Here is a 15780-nt window from a genome sequence, read left to right as displayed (position 1 = left end):
GTCCGGCCACCCACCGGCCGCCGCGACGGCCGGGGCCGTAGCCTCGGACCGGTCCGACCGGTGCCAGCGGAGGAGGTGCAGATGGGTCTCGACGACCGCAAACTCGACGTGCTTCGGGCGATCGTCGAGGACTACGTCGCCACTCAGGAGCCGGTCGGCAGCAAGGCGCTGGTCGAGCGGCACCAGCTCGGGGTGTCACCGGCGACCGTCCGTAACGACATGGCGGTGCTGGAGGAGGAGGGCTACATCCGGCAGCCGCACACCAGCGCCGGGCGGGTCCCGACCGACCGTGGCTACCGGTTGTTCGTCGACCGGCTGTCCCGGGTGAAACCGCTCAGCCCGGCGGAGCGCAGGGCGATCGAACGCTTCCTCGCCGGCGCCGTCGACCTCGACGACGTCGTGCACCGCACCGTCCGGCTGCTCGCCCAGCTCACCCGCCAGGTCGCGGTGGTGCAGTACCCGAGCCTGTCCCGGTCGTCGGTGCGGCACCTTGAGCTGGTGCCGATCTCGACCACCCGGCTGATGCTGGTTCTGATCGTCGACACCGGCCGGGTCGAGCAGCGACTGGTGGAGCTGCCGGCCCCGATCAGTGCCGACGACGTGACCGACCTGCGTCGGCTGGCCAACGAGAAGCTCGACGGCTGTCGGCTCTCCGACACCCCGCCGTTGGTCCAGGCGTTGGTCGACGAGGCGCCATCGGACCTGCGACCGGCGATGACCACGCTTTCGACGGTCCTGCTGGAGACGCTGGTCGAGCGGCACGAGGAACGCATCGCGCTGGCCGGGACCGCTAACCTGACCAGAGGGGGACTACTCGACTTCCAGGGCTCCCTGCGTCCGATACTGGAGGCACTGGAGGAGGAGGTCGTCCTGCTCAAACTGATCGGCGAGGTGGAGCCGAGCACCCTGCGGGTCCGCATCGGCGACGAGAACGAGATCGACAACCTGCGGGCCGCATCCGTGGTCAGCACCGGTTACGGTCCGGGCACCGTCATCGTCGGTGGCCTCGGCGTGCTGGGGCCCACCCGGATGGACTACCCCGGCACCATCGCCACGGTTCGCGCCGTGGCACGCTACGTCGGCGATCTGCTGGCGCAGAACTGACCGGCGGGCAGGATAACCGACCCGGCGAACTGCACATGCGAGACTGACACATGAGGACACCAGACGCAGTGGCCAAGGACTACTACGGGATTCTCGGCGTGAGCCGGGACGCCTCCGCTGACGACATCAAGCGGGCCTACCGCAAGTTGGCCCGGCAGTACCATCCGGACGTCAATCCGGATCCGGTGGCGGCTGACAAGTTCAAGGACATCAACGCCGCGTACGAGGTGCTCTCCGACGACCAGAAGCGGCAGATCGTCGATCTTGGTGGCGACCCGTTGGCGCCCGGCGGCGCGCCCGGCGGCGGCCCCGGCGGGGCCGGGCCCTTCGTCGGCTTCCAGGACATCATGGACGCCTTCTTCGGGGCGGCGGCCGGCTCCCGTGGGCCGAGGTCGCGGACCCGCCCCGGCGCCGACGCGATCCTGCGCCTGGAGCTCGATCTGACCGACACCGCGTTCGGCGTGGAAGCGCCGATCACCGTCGACACCGCGGTGATCTGCACCACATGCTCCGGCGCGGGCACTGCGGCCGGCACCCACCTGGCGACCTGCGAGGCGTGCGGCGGGCGCGGCGAGGTCCAGTCCGTGCAACGGACCTTCCTCGGCCAGGTGGTCTCGTCCCGGCCCTGCGTCGCCTGCCAGGGCTACGGCACCGTCATCCCGCACCCCTGCGCCACCTGTTCCGGCGACGGCCGGGTGCGGACCCGACGTTCGCTGACCGTCAAGATCCCCGCCGGGGTGGAGGACGGGATGCGGATCCGGCTGGCCCAGCAGGGCGAGGTCGGGCCGGGCGGGGGCACCGCCGGTGACCTGTACGTCGAGATCCACGAGCGGCCGCACGACGTCTACTCCCGCAAGGGCGACGACCTGCACTGCCGGGTCACCGTGCCGATGACCGCCGCGGCGCTCGGCACCCGGCTGACCATCCGGACCCTGGACAGCGACGAGCCGGTGGACGTCAAGCCGGGCACCCAGCCGGGTGCCACCCTGCGGTTGCGCGGGCGCGGCGTGCCGCACCTGCGCGGCACCGGCCGCGGTGACCTCTACGTGCACCTCGACGTGCGTACCCCGACCAAGCTCGACGCCGAGCAGGAGCGGACGCTGCGGGAGTTCGCCAAGGCCCGGGGCGAGGAGGTCGCCGAGCTGACCAAGCAGGGCGGGTTCTTCTCCCGGATGCGCGACGCGTTCAACGGCCACGGCTGACCCGCCGCCCGGTCCGGCCAGCGAGCAGCAGCGGAGAACCGATCCGACGTGAGCGCCCCACTGTTTCTCGTCGAGCGCCTGCCGACCGGGCCGACCCACACCCTCGACGGGCCGGAGGGCCACCACGCCGCGACCGTGGTCCGGCTGCGCCCGGGTGAGCAGTTGCGGCTCGCCGACGGGCGCGGCGGCGTCGCCGACGCGGTGGTCGAGGCCGTCGGCCGGCACCAGCTCGACCTGCGGGTCCTCGACACCGGGTACGTCAGCGCCACCGACCCCCGGCTGGTGGTGGCGCAGGGCGTCGCCAAGGGCGACCGGGGCGAGCTGGCGGTGCAGGCGATGACCGAGGTCGGGGTGGACGAGATCGTTCCGTGGGCGGCCGCCCGCTCGGTGACCCGCTGGCGCGACGACCGTGGTGCCCGGGCCCGGCAACGATGGGTCGGCACCGCGCGGGAGGCCACCAAACAGGCCCGCCGGCCGTGGCTGCCGACGATCGGCGGCTCCGACCAGCAGCCGGCCGAGCCGACCGACGCGGTCGCCGCCCGGTGCGCGGCGTCGGCCGCCAGCTTCGTCCTGCACGAGTCGGCGCAGCAGCGGCTGGCCGTCGCCGATCTGCCGACCACCGGGTCGGTGCTGCTGGTAGTGGGGCCGGAAGGCGGGATCGACGACGCCGAGCTGGCCACCTTCGTCGACGCCGGGGCCCGGCCGGTGCGGCTCGGCCCGGCGGTGCTGCGGACGTCGACCGCCGGTGTCGCGGCACTCGCCCTGCTCTCCGGTCGGCTGGGGCGCTGGTAACGCCGTGGTTGGGGCGCTGGTGGCGCCGTGGTTGGGGCGCCGGTGGCGCGGCGGTGGACCGGCCGGACCCCGGTCACCGCTACCATCCGTCGGGTGAGCGACAACTGTGTCTTCTGCCGGATCGCCGCCGGGGAACTGCCGACCACCCTGCTGTACGACGGGGCCAACACGGTCGCGTTCCGGGACCTCCACCCGCAGGCACCCACCCACGTGCTGGTGATACCGAAGCAGCACCACCCCGACGTCGCCGCGCTTGCCGCGGCCGACCCCGCCGTCGCGGGCGAGCTGTTGACCACGGCGGCCGCGGTGGCGCAGGCCGAAGGGCTGGCCGCCGACGGGTTCCGGTTGATCTTCAACACCGGCCGGTACGCCGGTCAGGAGGTGTTCCACGTGCACGCTCACGTGCTGGGTGGGGCACCACTCGGTCCGCTGCTGTCCCGTTGACAACCGGCGGAAATGGAGCCGCTGCGCCGGGCGTTGAGCGGATACGATGGCAGCAAGTCCGCCCGCCACGGCCGACCGGGTCGGGGCGCTGAAATGGAAGCAGGTGCGAAAGGCCGTCAGGCCGACCCATGACCGGCACTCCACCTCCCGGGCAGGCCCGGGTGCAGACCAGGATCACCGTCCCGGACCCGCAGATCATGGTCAACCTGCTCGGCGCAGGCGACGAGATCCTGCGGCTGGTCGAGCAGTCCCTCGCCAGCGATGTCCACGTACGCGGCAACGAGATCACCATCACCGGTGTGCCGTCGGACAACGCGGTGGCCGAGCGGCTGTTCAGCGAGCTGCTCGAGCTCATCGCCAAGGGCGAGACGCTGACCACCGACGCGGTCCGGCGTACCGTCGGCATGCTGGCGCAGGGCGGCAGCGAGCGCCCCGCCGACGTGCTCACCCTCAACATCCTCTCCCGGCGCGGGCGGACCATCCGGCCCAAGACCCTGGGCCAGAAGCGGTACGTGGACGCGATCGACGCGCACACCATCGTCTTCGGCATCGGCCCCGCCGGTACCGGCAAGACCTACCTCGCGATGGCCAAGGCGGTGCAGGCCCTGCAGGCCAAGCAGGTCAACCGGATCATCCTCACCCGGCCGGCGGTCGAGGCCGGTGAGCGGCTCGGCTTCCTGCCCGGGACGCTCTACGAGAAGATCGACCCCTACCTGCGTCCGCTCTACGACGCGCTGCACGACATGCTCGACCCCGACTCCATCCCGAAGCTGATGGCGGCCGGCACCATCGAGGTCGCGCCGCTGGCCTACATGCGGGGTCGCACCCTCAACGACGCCTTCATCATCCTCGACGAGGCGCAGAACACCACGGCCGAGCAGATGAAGATGTTCCTGACCCGGCTCGGCTTCGGCTCCCGGATCGTGGTCACCGGCGACATCACCCAGGTCGACCTGCCCGGTGGCACCTCCAGCGGGCTGCGTACCGTTCGGGACATCCTCACCGGCCTGGACGATGTGCACTTCGCGCAGCTGTCCAGCACCGACGTGGTGCGCCACCGGCTGGTCAGTGACATCGTCGACGCGTACGCCCGGTGGGACGCCGACCGCGAGGCACAGCAGAATCAGGGCGTCCACGCGGTCCAGGGCCGGACCGCCCACGGTGGCCGGGCGAACCGGCGCCGATAGAGCTTCGGGAGAGACACGTGTCCATCGAGATCGCCAACGAGTCCGGAATCGACGTCGACACCGACGCGGTGCTCGCCGTCGCCCGTCACGCGCTGGACGAGATGGGCGTCAACCCGCTCGCGGAGCTGTCGGTGCTGCTTGTCGACCAGGACTACATGGCCGAGCTCAACCACCGCTGGATGGGCAGCGACGGACCGACCGACGTACTCGCCTTCCCGATGGACGAGGGCAGCGTCGACCACGGCCCGGGGGAGTCGAGCCCGGACGAGCCGGGGCTGCTCGGCGACATCGTGCTCTGCCCGGAGGTGGCCGCCAAGCAGGCGGCCACCGCCGGGCACGCCGCCGCCGACGAGCTGCACCTGCTCACCGTGCACGGGGTGCTGCACCTGCTCGGCTACGACCACGCCGAGCCGGACGAGGAACGTGAGATGTTCGAGTTGCAGGCTCGCCTGCTCTACAGCTGGAAGGAAGCCCGGGCCACGTGAACTCTGGCCATACCACCGGCACCCCGCTGGCCGCCGCTGCGGCAGCCACCGGGCTGCCGGACCTGCAACTGTTGGTCATCGCCGCCGGTCTGGTGGTGCTGGCCGGAATCATCGCGATGACCGAGGCGGCGCTGGTCGTCGTCTCCCCGGCCCGGGCCGCCGAGCTGGCCCGCGACGGCAGCCGTTCCGCCCGGGCTTTGCAGATCGTCGCCGCGGACGCGGTCCGGCACGTCAATCTGCTGCTGCTGCTCCGCCTGCTCTGCGAGCTGACCGCCACCACCCTGGTCGCGCTGGTCGCCGTGGACACCTTCGGTGCCGGCTGGACGGCGGCGCTGGTCACCGCCGGGGCGATGACCGTGGTCAGCTTCGTGGTGGTCGGGGTCGGCCCGCGCACGATCGGCCGCCAGCACGCCTTCGTCGTGGCGCGGGCGACCGCGCCGCTGGTGCGCGGTCTGGGCCGCGCCCTGAACCCGCTGGCCTCGCTGCTGATCCTGATCGGTAACGCGGTGACCCCGGGCAAGGGCTTCCGGGAAGGCCCCTTCGCCACTCAGATCGAGCTGCGGGAGCTGGTCGACCTGGCCGAGCAGCGCGGCGTCGTGGAGCACGGCGAGCGCCAGATGATCCATTCGGTGTTCGCGCTCGGCGACACCATCGCCCGTGAGGTGATGGTGCCGCGGACCGAGATGGTGTGGATCGAACGGCACAAGACGCTGCGCCAGGCGCTGGCGCTGTTCCTGCGGTCCGGCTTCTCCCGGATTCCGGTGATCGGCGGGAACGTCGACGACGTGGTGGGCATCATCTACCTCAAGGACGTGGTCCGTCGGGCCCACGCGGTCGGGCCGGGCAGCGACGAGGTCCCGGTGGTCGAGCTGATGCGTCCGGCGACGTTCGTGCCGGAGTCCAAGCCGGTGGACGACCTGCTCTCCGAGATGCAGGCCGCCCGCACCCACCTGGTGATCGTGGTCGACGAGTACGGTGGCACCGGGGGACTGGTCACCATCGAGGACATCCTGGAGGAGATCGTCGGCGAGATCACCGACGAGTACGATGTCGAGCGGCCACCGGTCGAACGACTCGACGACGATCGGGTACGGGTGACCGCCCGGCTGCCGGTCGAGGACCTCGGCGAGCTGTTCGACGTGGAGATCTCCGACGACGAGGTCGAGACGGTCGGCGGGTTGATGGCCCACCTGCTCGGCCGGGTGCCGATCCCCGGTGCGGAGGTCACCGTCGCCGGTCTCCGGCTGGTCGCCGAGGGCACCACCGGCCGGCGTAACCGGGTGGACACCGTCCTGGTCACCCGGACCGTGGACCGGCCGGCCGAGCCGTCGGCCGAGCGCACCGCCGCCGGCAAGGACCACCGTCATGCCAGAGCAGAGGAAAGGCAGCACGCAGATGCCTGAGTCGCCGTCGGCCACGCCGGCCGGGTCGGAGCCGGAGCCGCAGATCAGCGCCGAGGACAGCAAGCTGGTCGTGCTGGCCCGCAGCGCCCGGGCCCGGATCGGGGCGGCCGAGGGCGCCGCCGTGCGGGACCAGGACGGTCGCACCTACGCCGGGGCGAACGTCGCGTTGCCGTCGTTGACGCTGACCGCGTTGCAGCTGGCGGTCGCGTCGGCCGTCGCGTCCGGGGCCACCCGGCTGGAGGCTGCCGCGGTGGTCACCGAAGCCTCCACCTTGGACGGTGCTGGCCACGCGGTGGTGCGTGACCTGGCCACCGACGCGCCGGTCCACGTCGCGGCCCCGGACGGCAAACTGCTCGGCACGGTACGCCAGTGAGGCGGCACGGTACGCCAGTGAGCCGGCGCGGGTCGGCTCCGCCGGAGACCTTCCGGGCGGGCTTCGCCTGTTTCGTCGGCCGCCCGAACGCCGGAAAGTCGACCCTGACCAACGCGATCGTCGGGCAGAAAATCGCGATCACCTCCAGTAAGCCGCAGACCACCCGGCACGTGATCCGGGGCGTACTGCACCAGCCGCAGTCGCAACTTGTCCTGGTCGACACCCCGGGGCTGCACCGGCCGCGGACGCTGCTCGGCGAACGCCTCAACGACCTGGTCCGCCAGACCTGGAGTGAGGTCGACGTGATCGGGCTGTGCATACCGGCCAACGAGCCGATCGGCCGGGGCGACCGGTTCATCACCGGGGAGATCGCCGAGCTCAAAGCGACGGTGCTGGCGGTGGTCACCAAGACCGACCTGGTCGACCGGGGCCGACTCGCCGAGCAGCTGCTCGCGGTCAGCGAGCTGGGCGACTTCGCCGACGTGGTGCCGGTCAGCGCCGCCACCGGCCACCAGGTGCAGACCCTGGTCGAGGTGATGACCGGCCACCTGCCCGAATCTCCCCGGCTCTACCCGGACGACATGCTCACCGACGAGCCCGAGCAGGTGCTGATCGGCGAGCTGATCCGGGAGGCCGCGCTGGAAGGCGTACGGGACGAGCTGCCGCACTCGATCGCGGTGATCGTCGAGGAGATGCTCCCGGAGGATTCGCTGATCCGGATATATGCCGACATCTACGTTGAGCGGCCGAGTCAGAAGGCGATCGTCATCGGCGCCGGCGGCAGCCGGCTGCGCGACGTCGGCACCCGCTCCCGCAAGGAGATCGAGGAACTGCTCGGCAGCCGGGTCTACCTCGATCTGCACGTGCGGGTCGCCAAGGACTGGCAGCGCGACCCCCGGCAGCTGCGCAAGCTGGGCTTCTGACCCGGCATCTGCGGGACGTCACACTGGTTCGGGCCGGTTGCGATCGATGACGATGCTCCCGCTGCCGGTCCGCGCGTCGATCAGATGCTCGCCGTCCGGATCGTCCGGCACCCGTACGTCGGCCGATCCGGATCCGGTCTCGGTACGGATCCGGTAGCTACCCGCGGGCACGGTGACGTGCACCGACCCACTGGACGTCTCGGCACGCACCGGACCAGGGTCGTCAAGGGTGAGTTCCACCTTCCCGGAGCCGGTGGTCGCGACCACGCCATCGCCGCTGAGACCGCGGCCATCGATCGAGCCGGAACCGGTGTGCAGCTCCGCCGGACCGGACAGCCGGTACGCGGTGATGCCGCCGGAACCGGTCCGCGCGTCCACCCGACCAGTAGCTCGGTCGATGGTGATACTGCCCGATCCGACCCGCACCGACACGTCCGACACGTCGAACAGCATCAGCTGGCCGGAGCCGTTCTCACCCTCGACCGAGACGCCCGGGGGCGCGACGATGTCGTACGACACGTCGCACCGCCAGCCGCACGACGTGTCCAGCTCGAGCACCGTCCCGTCGATCCGGTAGGTCCGACCCGGCTCGGAGCGCTGGTAGCGGACAACCCGCTGAATCTCGACCGTGTCACCGGGCCGGGTCCGCACCAGCACGTCGCCGTCGCCGGATTCCACGATCCGTACTGTGGTGATCGGGACCGTCTCGGTGTCCCGGAAGTCCAGCTGGTGCCAGTCAAGCGGGGCGCACGCGGCCGAGGCGACGGCCAGCAGCGCGACGGTCGACGCGGCGGCGAATGCGGTGCTCGTGGTACGGGTGGAAGTCATACCGGTGACGCTACGAGCGCCACCGGCGGGGCACATCCGGCACGGCCACCGATCTGTCCCGGATCGCGACCCTGAGTCCGTATCAGGGCCGGCCGCCGGCACGCCCGGTCGGCACGGGACAATGACCAGGTGCCCGGATACCGCCGCCAGCTCTACCGCGACGACGCGGTGGTGCTGCGCGTACAGAAGCTGGGCGAATCCGACCGGATCATCACCCTGCTGACCCGCCGGCACGGCCGGCTGCGGGCGGTGGCCCGGGGGGTACGCCGGACCACCTCCCGGTTCGGTGCCCGGCTGGAGCCGTTCGGCCACGTCGACCTGCAGATCGCCGGGAACCCCGACGGGCCCGGCAGCTCACTGCACACGGTCAGCCAGGTCGAAGGGCTGCACCTGTACGGCAAACGGTTCCTGGCCGACTACCCGCGCTACACGGCCGCCAGCGCGATCGTCGAAACCGCCGAGCGGCTCACTCCGGTGGAGCGGGAGCCGTCGCTGCGGCTGTTCCAGCTCACCCTCGGCGCGCTGCGGGCACTGGCCGAGGGCGACCACGCCGGCACCCTGGTGCTCGACGCGTACCTGCTGCGTGGGATGGCCCTCGCCGGCTGGGCGCCGGCGCTGCGCGACTGCGCGGTGTGCGGCACCCAGGGCCGGCACCGGGCGTTCTCCGTACCGGCAGGGGGGTGTGTCTGCCCGGACTGCCGACCGCCCGGCGCGGCCCATCCGGCGCCGGCCACCATCGACCTGATGGCCGCCCTGGCCACCGGCGACTGGCAGGTGGCGGACACCTCGGAGCCGGCCACCCGCCGGGAGTGCAGCGGACTGGTGGCGGCGCACCTGCAGTGGCATCTTGAGCGCGGGTTACGCTCGCTGCCGCTGGTCGACCGTTCCCCAGGAGACTGATCATGACCAAGGGCAGGGGCCTGCGCCCGCCGGTGGCACCCACTCCGCACCCGTCCGGTGCCCGGCCACCGGCGCTGCCGAAGCAGGCGCTGCCCGACCACGTGGCGATCGTGATGGACGGCAACGGCCGGTGGGCCAAGGATCGCGGTCTGCCCCGGACCAAGGGGCACGAGCAGGGCGAGTTCTCGCTGTTCGACACCGTCGAAGGCGCGATCGAGCTGGGCATCCCGTACCTGTCGGCGTACGCCTTCTCGACGGAGAACTGGCGGCGCTCGCCGGACGAGGTCCGCTTCCTGATGGGCTTCAACCGCGACGTCATCCGCCGCCGCCGCGACCAGCTGGTCGACCTGGGGGTACGGGTGGTGTGGTCCGGTCGGGCCGGCCGGCTGTGGAAGAGCGTGATCTCCGAGCTGCAGACCGCCGAGCAGATGTCCCGCCACAACAGCACACTCACCCTGCAGTTCTGCGTCAACTACGGCGGCCAGGCGGAGATCGCCGACGCGGCGGCGGCGATCGCCCGCGACGTCGCGGCCGGCAAGGTCGACCCGGCCCGGGTCAACGAGAAGATGCTGGCCCGCTACCTCTACCACCCGGAAGTGCCCGAGGTGGACCTGTTCCTGCGGCCGTCCGGCGAGCAGCGGACGTCGAACTTCATGCTCTGGCAGTCGGCTTACGCCGAGCTGGTCTTTTTGGACACCCTCTGGCCCGACTTCGACCGGCGGCACCTGTGGTACGCCTGCGAGCTGTACGCGCAGCGGGACCGCCGGTTCGGCGGTGCTCTGCCCAACCCGGTCGCCCCGCAGGGCTGAGCTGCGTACCGGCCCGGCGCCGCCGCCGGGCTGTCTGGAAAACCGGGTGCGCCGGGGGACCGCACCCGGTTACCGTGTGGACATGCGCTTCTGACGCCCCTCTTTTCGCAGTGTCGCGACCGCTCGGCGGTCGCCGTCGATCCGTGCCGTGCGGGTTCCCGCCGCCGGTCGGCACTGCAGGCGTCACGGCGTTTCCGGCTGTCTGGTCCCGTCATCGTGGACCGTCGTCGGTGTCTGCGGCGCCCGCCTCCCGCATCTCACCCGTCACCGCCGCGGGTTCGCGTGGCGGTTCGTAGCCAGGAGGTCTTCTCGCATGGCGCAACGACCAGAACAAGACACGACGACGCCCGGGTTCACCGTGCCCGACGTCGCCCCGAGTGAACTCGCGCTGCCCGAGGTCGCTCTGTCCGAGATCGACCTGCCCGAGGTCGCGCTGCCCGCCGAGGGCCGGCGCCGTGCCCGCGCCGTCGCGCCGGGCTCCGGCCCGCAGGCCAGGGGCGCCCGCCCGGACCGGCTCGCCGGTCGCGGTCAGCGCGCCGGCAAGGGCCGCAACTACCAGTTCCGGCGTAGCTGACCGCCGCCGAGGTGAACAGTGAGACACCACCTTCCGATCCCTTGATCTTGCTGCTAGTTTTTTGCCATAGCTTTGCAAGAGCAAATGATCGGCGTATGGGGGTGGGGCGATGGCGGCGGCCACCCTGTCGGCAGTCCGCAGCGACCTGCTCGGCGTCGCCGCACAGCGCCGCCGGACCGGGATCTGGCTGGTCGCGCTGACCGTCGGGCTGGTGGCCACCGCCGTGGTGGCGGTCGGCTCCGGTGCCATCGGAATCGCCCCGACGACCGTCGCCGCCATCATCGGCCACCAGTTGGTCGGACTGCCCGGTGAGGCGACCTGGAGCCTGCCGGAGCAGGCCATCGTCTGGCAGGTCCGGCTGCCCCGGGTGCTGCTCGGCATGCTCGTCGGTGCCGGGCTGGCCGTGTGCGGAGTGGCGTTGCAGGCGATGGTCCGTAACGTTCTCGCCGACCCGTACCTGCTGGGCATCAACTCCGGAGCGTCCAGCGGCGCGGCGGCGGCCATCCTGTTCGGGGCCGGCGCCGGCTTCGGCCAGCACGCCCTCTCCACCAGCGCCTTCCTCGGCGCCCTCGCCGCCTCGCTGCTGGTCTTCCTGATCGCCCGCAGCGGCGGCCGGGTCACCTCGATCCGGCTGCTGCTGTCCGGCGTCGCCGTCGGCTACGCCCTGTACGCCACCACCAGTTTCCTGATCTTCGCCTCCGGGTCGGCCGAAGGCGCCCGGTCGGTGATGTTCTGGCTGCTCGGGTCGCTGAGCCTGGCCCGCTGGGACGCCCTGCTGGCGGTGGCCGCCGTCGTGCTGGTCGGGATGACCGGGTACCTGACCATCGTCGGCCGGCGACTGGACGTGCTCGCCATCGGCGACGAGACCGCGCAGACCCTTGGAGTGTCACCGGACCGGTTCCGGCTGCGCCTGCTGGTACTGGTCTCGCTCAGCGTCGGCGTGCTGGTCTCCGCCGCCGGCAGCATCGGCTTCGTCGGCCTCGTCGTGCCCCACCTGGCCCGGCGGCTGGTCGGCGCACCACACGTACGGGTGGTGCCGGTGGCCGCCCTACTCGGCGCGATCCTGCTGGTCTGGGCCGACGTGCTCGCCCGGGTCCTGCTTGCTCCCCAGGAGATCCCGATCGGGATCATCACCGCGCTGCTGGGCGCACCTTTCCTGCTGGTTCTGATCCGCCGCCTGCACGCCACGACCGGGTGACCACCGGGCCTGCCCGAGCACCGGGTCCAACTGGGCCCCCGAGCTTTCCGAACAGTCGAGGAGCACCATGAGGACAAGCCGTACCGCCGCCGTCGCGGCGGTCTCCACCGCCGTGCTGCTCGCCGCCGGATGCGGTGAAGCCGGTGCCGACCCCGCGCCGGACGCCGCCGATGGCTACCCGGTCACCGTCACCAACTGCGGCGTCGACGTCACCTTCGATGCTGCGCCGCAGCGGGTCGTGCTGCTCAAGAGCGCTGCCGTGCCGTACCTGCATGCGCTCGGCGTGCTGGACCGGGTCACCGCCCGGGCCGGGCAGTACCCGGCGGAGTACTACGACGAGGCGACCCTCGCCGAACTGGACCGGATCCCGCTGCTGACCGACAAGACCGACACCAGCGGCCACCTGCAGATCTCCAAGGAAGTGGTGATCAGCCAACAGCCGGACCTAGTGCTCGGCGAGGTGGACAACCTCTCCCGGGACACGCTGTCGGCGGTGGACATCCCGCTGCTGGAGGAGCCGGCGATGTGCCCGGGAAGCACGACGGTGCCGACCTTCGACGACATCTACGCCCAGATGCGGACCTACGGCGAGGTGTTCGACCGGGCCGACGAGGCGGCAGCGGCGGTCACCGCGCTGGAAGAGCGGATGGCGCAGGTGCAGGCCCAGGCCGGGGCGAGCTCCGGTCGTACGGCGGCGGTGCTGTACCCGACCGTCGGCGGCGGTGTCACCTACGCGTACGGCACCGCCAGCATGGCGCACCCTCAGTTGGAGGCGGCCGGCTTGCGCAACGTCTTCGACGACGTACCGGAACGGGTCTTCGAAGTCACGGTGGAGGAGCTGCTGGGCCGCGACCCGGACGTGCTGGTCCTGCTGTACAGCGACGGCGACCCGGCCGCCGTCGAACAGGGCCTGACCGGGCTGCCCGGGGCGGAGAACCTGGCCGCCGTACGCAACGGCGACGTGCTGACCCAGTTGTTCAACTTCACCGAGCCGCCGACGCCGCTGTCCATCGACGGACTTGAGCGGATCGTGCAGCACTTCCAGGCCGAGTCGTGATCACCGCGACCGAGGTCTCGTGGCGCTACGGCGCCAACCCGGTGATCGACGGGGTCAGCGTGACCGCCCGACCGGGCCGGGTCCTCGGTTTGATCGGCCCGAACGGCAGCGGCAAGACCACCCTGCTCCGGCTGCTCCACGGTGCCCTGCGCAGCGGCGGCGCCGGGCGCAGTAGCGGTCCTGGTCGGAGCGGTGAGGCCGGGCGGGTCGTGGTGGATGGCGACGAGCTGGCCGGCCTGCCGTCGCGGGAGGTCGCCCGCCGGCTGGCCGTGGTGGTGCAGGAGACCGGCGGCGCGGACACCGCGCTGACCGTAGCCGAGCTGGTGCTGCTGGGCCGGGGTCCGCACCTGTCGACGTTCCAGCGGACCAGCCGGGCCGACCACGAGATCGTGGCCCGGTGCCTGGCCCGGGTCGGTGCCGCCCACCTGGGTGCCCGCGCGTTCGCCGGGCTGTCCGGCGGCGAACGCCAACGGGTGCTGATCGCCCGCGCTCTTGCCCAGCAGGCCACCCACCTGCTGCTCGACGAGCCGACCAACCATCTGGACATCCGTTACCAGCACGAGGTCCTGCAGCTGGTGCGGGACCTCGGCACCTGCTCCATCGTCGTGCTGCACGACCTGAACCTGGCCGCCCGCTACTGCGACGACCTGGTGCTGCTCGGCGATGGCCAGGTGGCGGCAGCCGGCAGCACGGACGAGGTGCTCGACCCGGCGGTGCTCGAACCGGTCTACGGGATCGGCATCCGGCGGCTGGACCTCGACGGTGCCATCCACCTGCTGTTCCGCCCACACGAGGTCACCCAGGAAAGGACTGCGGCATGACGGCCGTACAAGATCGGATCAACGCGTACTGGACCGGCCGGGCACCCGGGTACGACGAGTACGTGCAGCGCCCTGAGCGGTTCGCCGCCGACCAGCAGGCCTGGTCGCAGGTCTGGGCGGCGGCGCTGCCGCCGGCCCCGCTGGACGTGCTCGACGTCGGCACCGGCACCGGGCAGGCGGCCATCGTGCTGGCCGGCCTCGGCCACCGGGTCACCGGCATCGACCTGTCCGAGGGGACGCTGGAGCGGGCCCGCCACCACGCCGCCGCGATGCCCGACGGCCCGGTCATCGCGTACGGCGACGCCGTGTCTCCGGATTTCCCGGCCTGCAGCTTCGACGCGGTGACCAGCCGCTACCTGATGTGGACGCTGCGGGAGCCGCAGGTCGCGGTGGCCAACTGGGTCCGGCTGCTGCGCCCCGGTGGCACGGTCGCCGTGGTCGACAGCACCTGGTTTCCGGACGGGCTGGACAACGCCTCGGAGAACTTCGCCGACCACTACGACAGCGCGGTCCGGTCGGCGCTGCCGCTGGCCACCGCGAAGTCGATCGACCAGACCGTGGCGGTGCTGGAGCGGGCTGGACTGCGTGATGTCGCGGCCGTACCGCTGACCTCGATCTACGAACTCGATCAACGGTTCGGCGTGGCACCGGACCACGAGCTCAAGCTGCAGTACATCGTCACCGGCCGTCGCTGACGGTCGCGGCTCGCGGTGGGGTGACGGGCCAGCGGAGTCCGTCCCCTCATCCGGCCCGTTCCAAAAGGAAGCAGCTCGAGGGTCGCCTCCAGCGACTCAGGATCCTCAGCCGGGATCAGCACCACCACTCGCGGCCGTTGCGCCTGATGCGAACGCGGCCATGATTCGGTCGATCTCGTCGGCTGCCCCGGGAAGCCTCGCCTTCGCTCCGCATAGCGGCAGCGCCGTCACAGACCAAACTCAGCCTACGGCCGACCTGCGCCGATGTTTTTTATGTGCTCGATGATTTACCACTGTGGCGGTCGAGGGCTCTCAAGCTCTCGCCGTTTCAATCCGGCGCGGGTTTCGTGTGCTCGGGGACTGAGAACGACTGGTCGGGCAGTTGCAGCTGACTACAACCGGTTTCAATCCGGCGCGGGTTTCGTGTGCTCGGGGACCGGAACTTCCGCCGCGCCGAAGGCCAACTCCCGTGGTTTCAATCCGGCGCGGGTTTCGTGTGCTCGGGGACCCGCGAACCCGGAGGCGATCCGGGAGTGGAAGACGCTCCTGTTTCAATCCGGCGCGGTTTTCGTGTGCTCGGGGACACAGCTCGACGCTGAGCCGAGAGGGCGCGGCCGACAGTTTCAATCCGGCGCGGTTTTCGTGTGCTCGGGGACCGAGGACAAAGTCTTGTTTGACGTGCTCTGGTTCGGTTTCAATCCGGCGCGGTTTTCGTGTGCTCGGGGACTTCCGGGTCAGATGCTTGGAACAGATGTGCTGGCGACAGGTTTCAATCCGGCGCGGTTTTCGTGTGCTCGGGGACAAGAATCTCAGAACAACAAGGTTGAGGAAGCGCCCCCAGTTTCAATCCGGCGCGGTTTTCGTGTGCTCGGGGACCAGCGAGTGTCTCCTTCGGGAAGGGGCTTGCCCTCTCCCGGTTTCAATCCGGCGCGGTTTTCGTGTGCTCGGGGACCCTCAGTGGAGATTGGATGGGAACAGCGGCAGG

Annotated in this window: 17 protein-coding genes and 1 CRISPR repeat array (1 of these 18 cut by a window edge); of the genes, 16 read left to right on the top strand and 1 reads right to left on the bottom strand. The window is 71.1% G+C overall.

Going from position 1 to position 15780, the window contains the following annotated elements; genetic code table 11:
- Positions 1-81: 81 nt before the first annotated feature.
- The 9 genes from hrcA to era all read left to right on the top strand — a co-directional run bounded on the left by hrcA (position 82) and on the right by era (position 7913).
- The gene (gene hrcA / locus O7629_RS18630) at positions 82-1104 is read left to right on the top strand and encodes a heat-inducible transcriptional repressor HrcA (RefSeq protein ID WP_123604906.1); all 1023 of its coding nucleotides are present in this window, start codon (positions 82-84) and stop codon (positions 1102-1104) included.
- Positions 1105-1172: 68 nt separating this feature from the next.
- Positions 1173-2306: a molecular chaperone DnaJ gene (gene dnaJ / locus O7629_RS18625; protein WP_278174583.1), complete on the top strand. Its 1134-nt coding sequence runs from the start codon at positions 1173-1175 to the stop codon at positions 2304-2306.
- Positions 2307-2354: 48 nt separating this feature from the next.
- Positions 2355-3098 (top strand): 16S rRNA (uracil(1498)-N(3))-methyltransferase, encoded by a 744-nt coding sequence (locus O7629_RS18620; protein WP_278170670.1) that lies wholly within the window; start codon positions 2355-2357, stop codon positions 3096-3098.
- A 93-nt stretch (positions 3099-3191) separates the two neighbouring features.
- Positions 3192-3542, top strand: coding sequence for a histidine triad nucleotide-binding protein (locus O7629_RS18615; protein WP_278170668.1), 351 nt, complete (start codon positions 3192-3194; stop codon positions 3540-3542).
- 128 nt (positions 3543-3670) lie between these two features.
- Positions 3671-4729 (top strand): PhoH family protein, encoded by a 1059-nt coding sequence (locus O7629_RS18610; RefSeq protein ID WP_278170666.1) that lies wholly within the window; start codon positions 3671-3673, stop codon positions 4727-4729.
- A gap of 17 nt (positions 4730-4746) precedes the next feature.
- A complete protein-coding gene (gene ybeY / locus O7629_RS18605) occupies positions 4747-5214 on the top strand; it encodes an rRNA maturation RNase YbeY (RefSeq protein ID WP_278170664.1) in 468 nt (155 codons plus the stop codon).
- Positions 5211-6617, top strand: coding sequence for a hemolysin family protein (locus tag O7629_RS18600; RefSeq protein ID WP_347403679.1), 1407 nt, complete (start codon positions 5211-5213; stop codon positions 6615-6617). Before ybeY ends, O7629_RS18600 begins: the two co-directional genes overlap by 4 nt.
- Positions 6610-6990: a cytidine deaminase gene (locus tag O7629_RS18595; protein WP_278170662.1), complete on the top strand. Its 381-nt coding sequence runs from the start codon at positions 6610-6612 to the stop codon at positions 6988-6990. The genes O7629_RS18600 and O7629_RS18595 overlap by 8 nt, the downstream gene beginning before the upstream one ends.
- Before the next feature lie 17 nt (positions 6991-7007).
- Positions 7008-7913: a GTPase Era gene (gene era / locus O7629_RS18590; RefSeq protein WP_278170660.1), complete on the top strand. Its 906-nt coding sequence runs from the start codon at positions 7008-7010 to the stop codon at positions 7911-7913.
- An 18-nt stretch (positions 7914-7931) separates the two neighbouring features.
- Here the strand turns inward: era and O7629_RS18585 are convergent, their stop codons facing one another.
- Positions 7932-8741 (bottom strand): DUF4097 family beta strand repeat-containing protein, encoded by an 810-nt coding sequence (locus tag O7629_RS18585; protein ID WP_278170658.1) that lies wholly within the window; start codon positions 8739-8741, stop codon positions 7932-7934.
- A gap of 129 nt (positions 8742-8870) precedes the next feature.
- On the opposite strand from O7629_RS18585, the gene recO reads away from it, so the two are divergent.
- From recO to O7629_RS18550, 7 genes are all read left to right on the top strand, one after another.
- Positions 8871-9641: a DNA repair protein RecO gene (gene recO / locus O7629_RS18580; protein ID WP_278170657.1), complete on the top strand. Its 771-nt coding sequence runs from the start codon at positions 8871-8873 to the stop codon at positions 9639-9641.
- 2 nt (positions 9642-9643) lie between these two features.
- Positions 9644-10450, top strand: a complete 807-nt coding sequence (locus tag O7629_RS18575) for an isoprenyl transferase (protein ID WP_278170656.1) — start codon at positions 9644-9646, stop codon at positions 10448-10450.
- Positions 10451-10763: 313 nt separating this feature from the next.
- A complete protein-coding gene (locus O7629_RS18570; protein ID WP_278170654.1) occupies positions 10764-11024 on the top strand; it encodes a hypothetical protein in 261 nt (86 codons plus the stop codon).
- Positions 11025-11133: 109 nt separating this feature from the next.
- Positions 11134-12222, top strand: a complete 1089-nt coding sequence (locus O7629_RS18565; protein WP_278170653.1) for an iron ABC transporter permease — start codon at positions 11134-11136, stop codon at positions 12220-12222.
- A 67-nt stretch (positions 12223-12289) separates the two neighbouring features.
- Complete coding sequence (locus O7629_RS18560) at positions 12290-13279, top strand: ABC transporter substrate-binding protein (RefSeq protein ID WP_278170651.1); 990 nt, start codon at positions 12290-12292, stop codon at positions 13277-13279.
- Complete coding sequence (locus tag O7629_RS18555) at positions 13276-14100, top strand: ABC transporter ATP-binding protein (RefSeq protein WP_278170650.1); 825 nt, start codon at positions 13276-13278, stop codon at positions 14098-14100. Before O7629_RS18560 ends, O7629_RS18555 begins: the two co-directional genes overlap by 4 nt.
- Positions 14097-14795 (top strand): methyltransferase domain-containing protein, encoded by a 699-nt coding sequence (locus tag O7629_RS18550; RefSeq protein WP_278170648.1) that lies wholly within the window; start codon positions 14097-14099, stop codon positions 14793-14795. Before O7629_RS18555 ends, O7629_RS18550 begins: the two co-directional genes overlap by 4 nt.
- A 325-nt stretch (positions 14796-15120) precedes the next feature.
- Positions 15121-15780: direct repeats of the CRISPR family, unit length 36 nt; unit sequence GTTTCAATCCGGCGCGGTTTTCGTGTGCTCGGGGAC; it runs 35 nt beyond the window's last position.

This window comes from Solwaraspora sp. WMMD792, assembly GCF_029626105.1.
GTDB lineage: Bacteria > Actinomycetota > Actinomycetes > Mycobacteriales > Micromonosporaceae > Micromonospora_E.
This window is presented reverse-complemented; position numbering and strand designations above follow the sequence as displayed.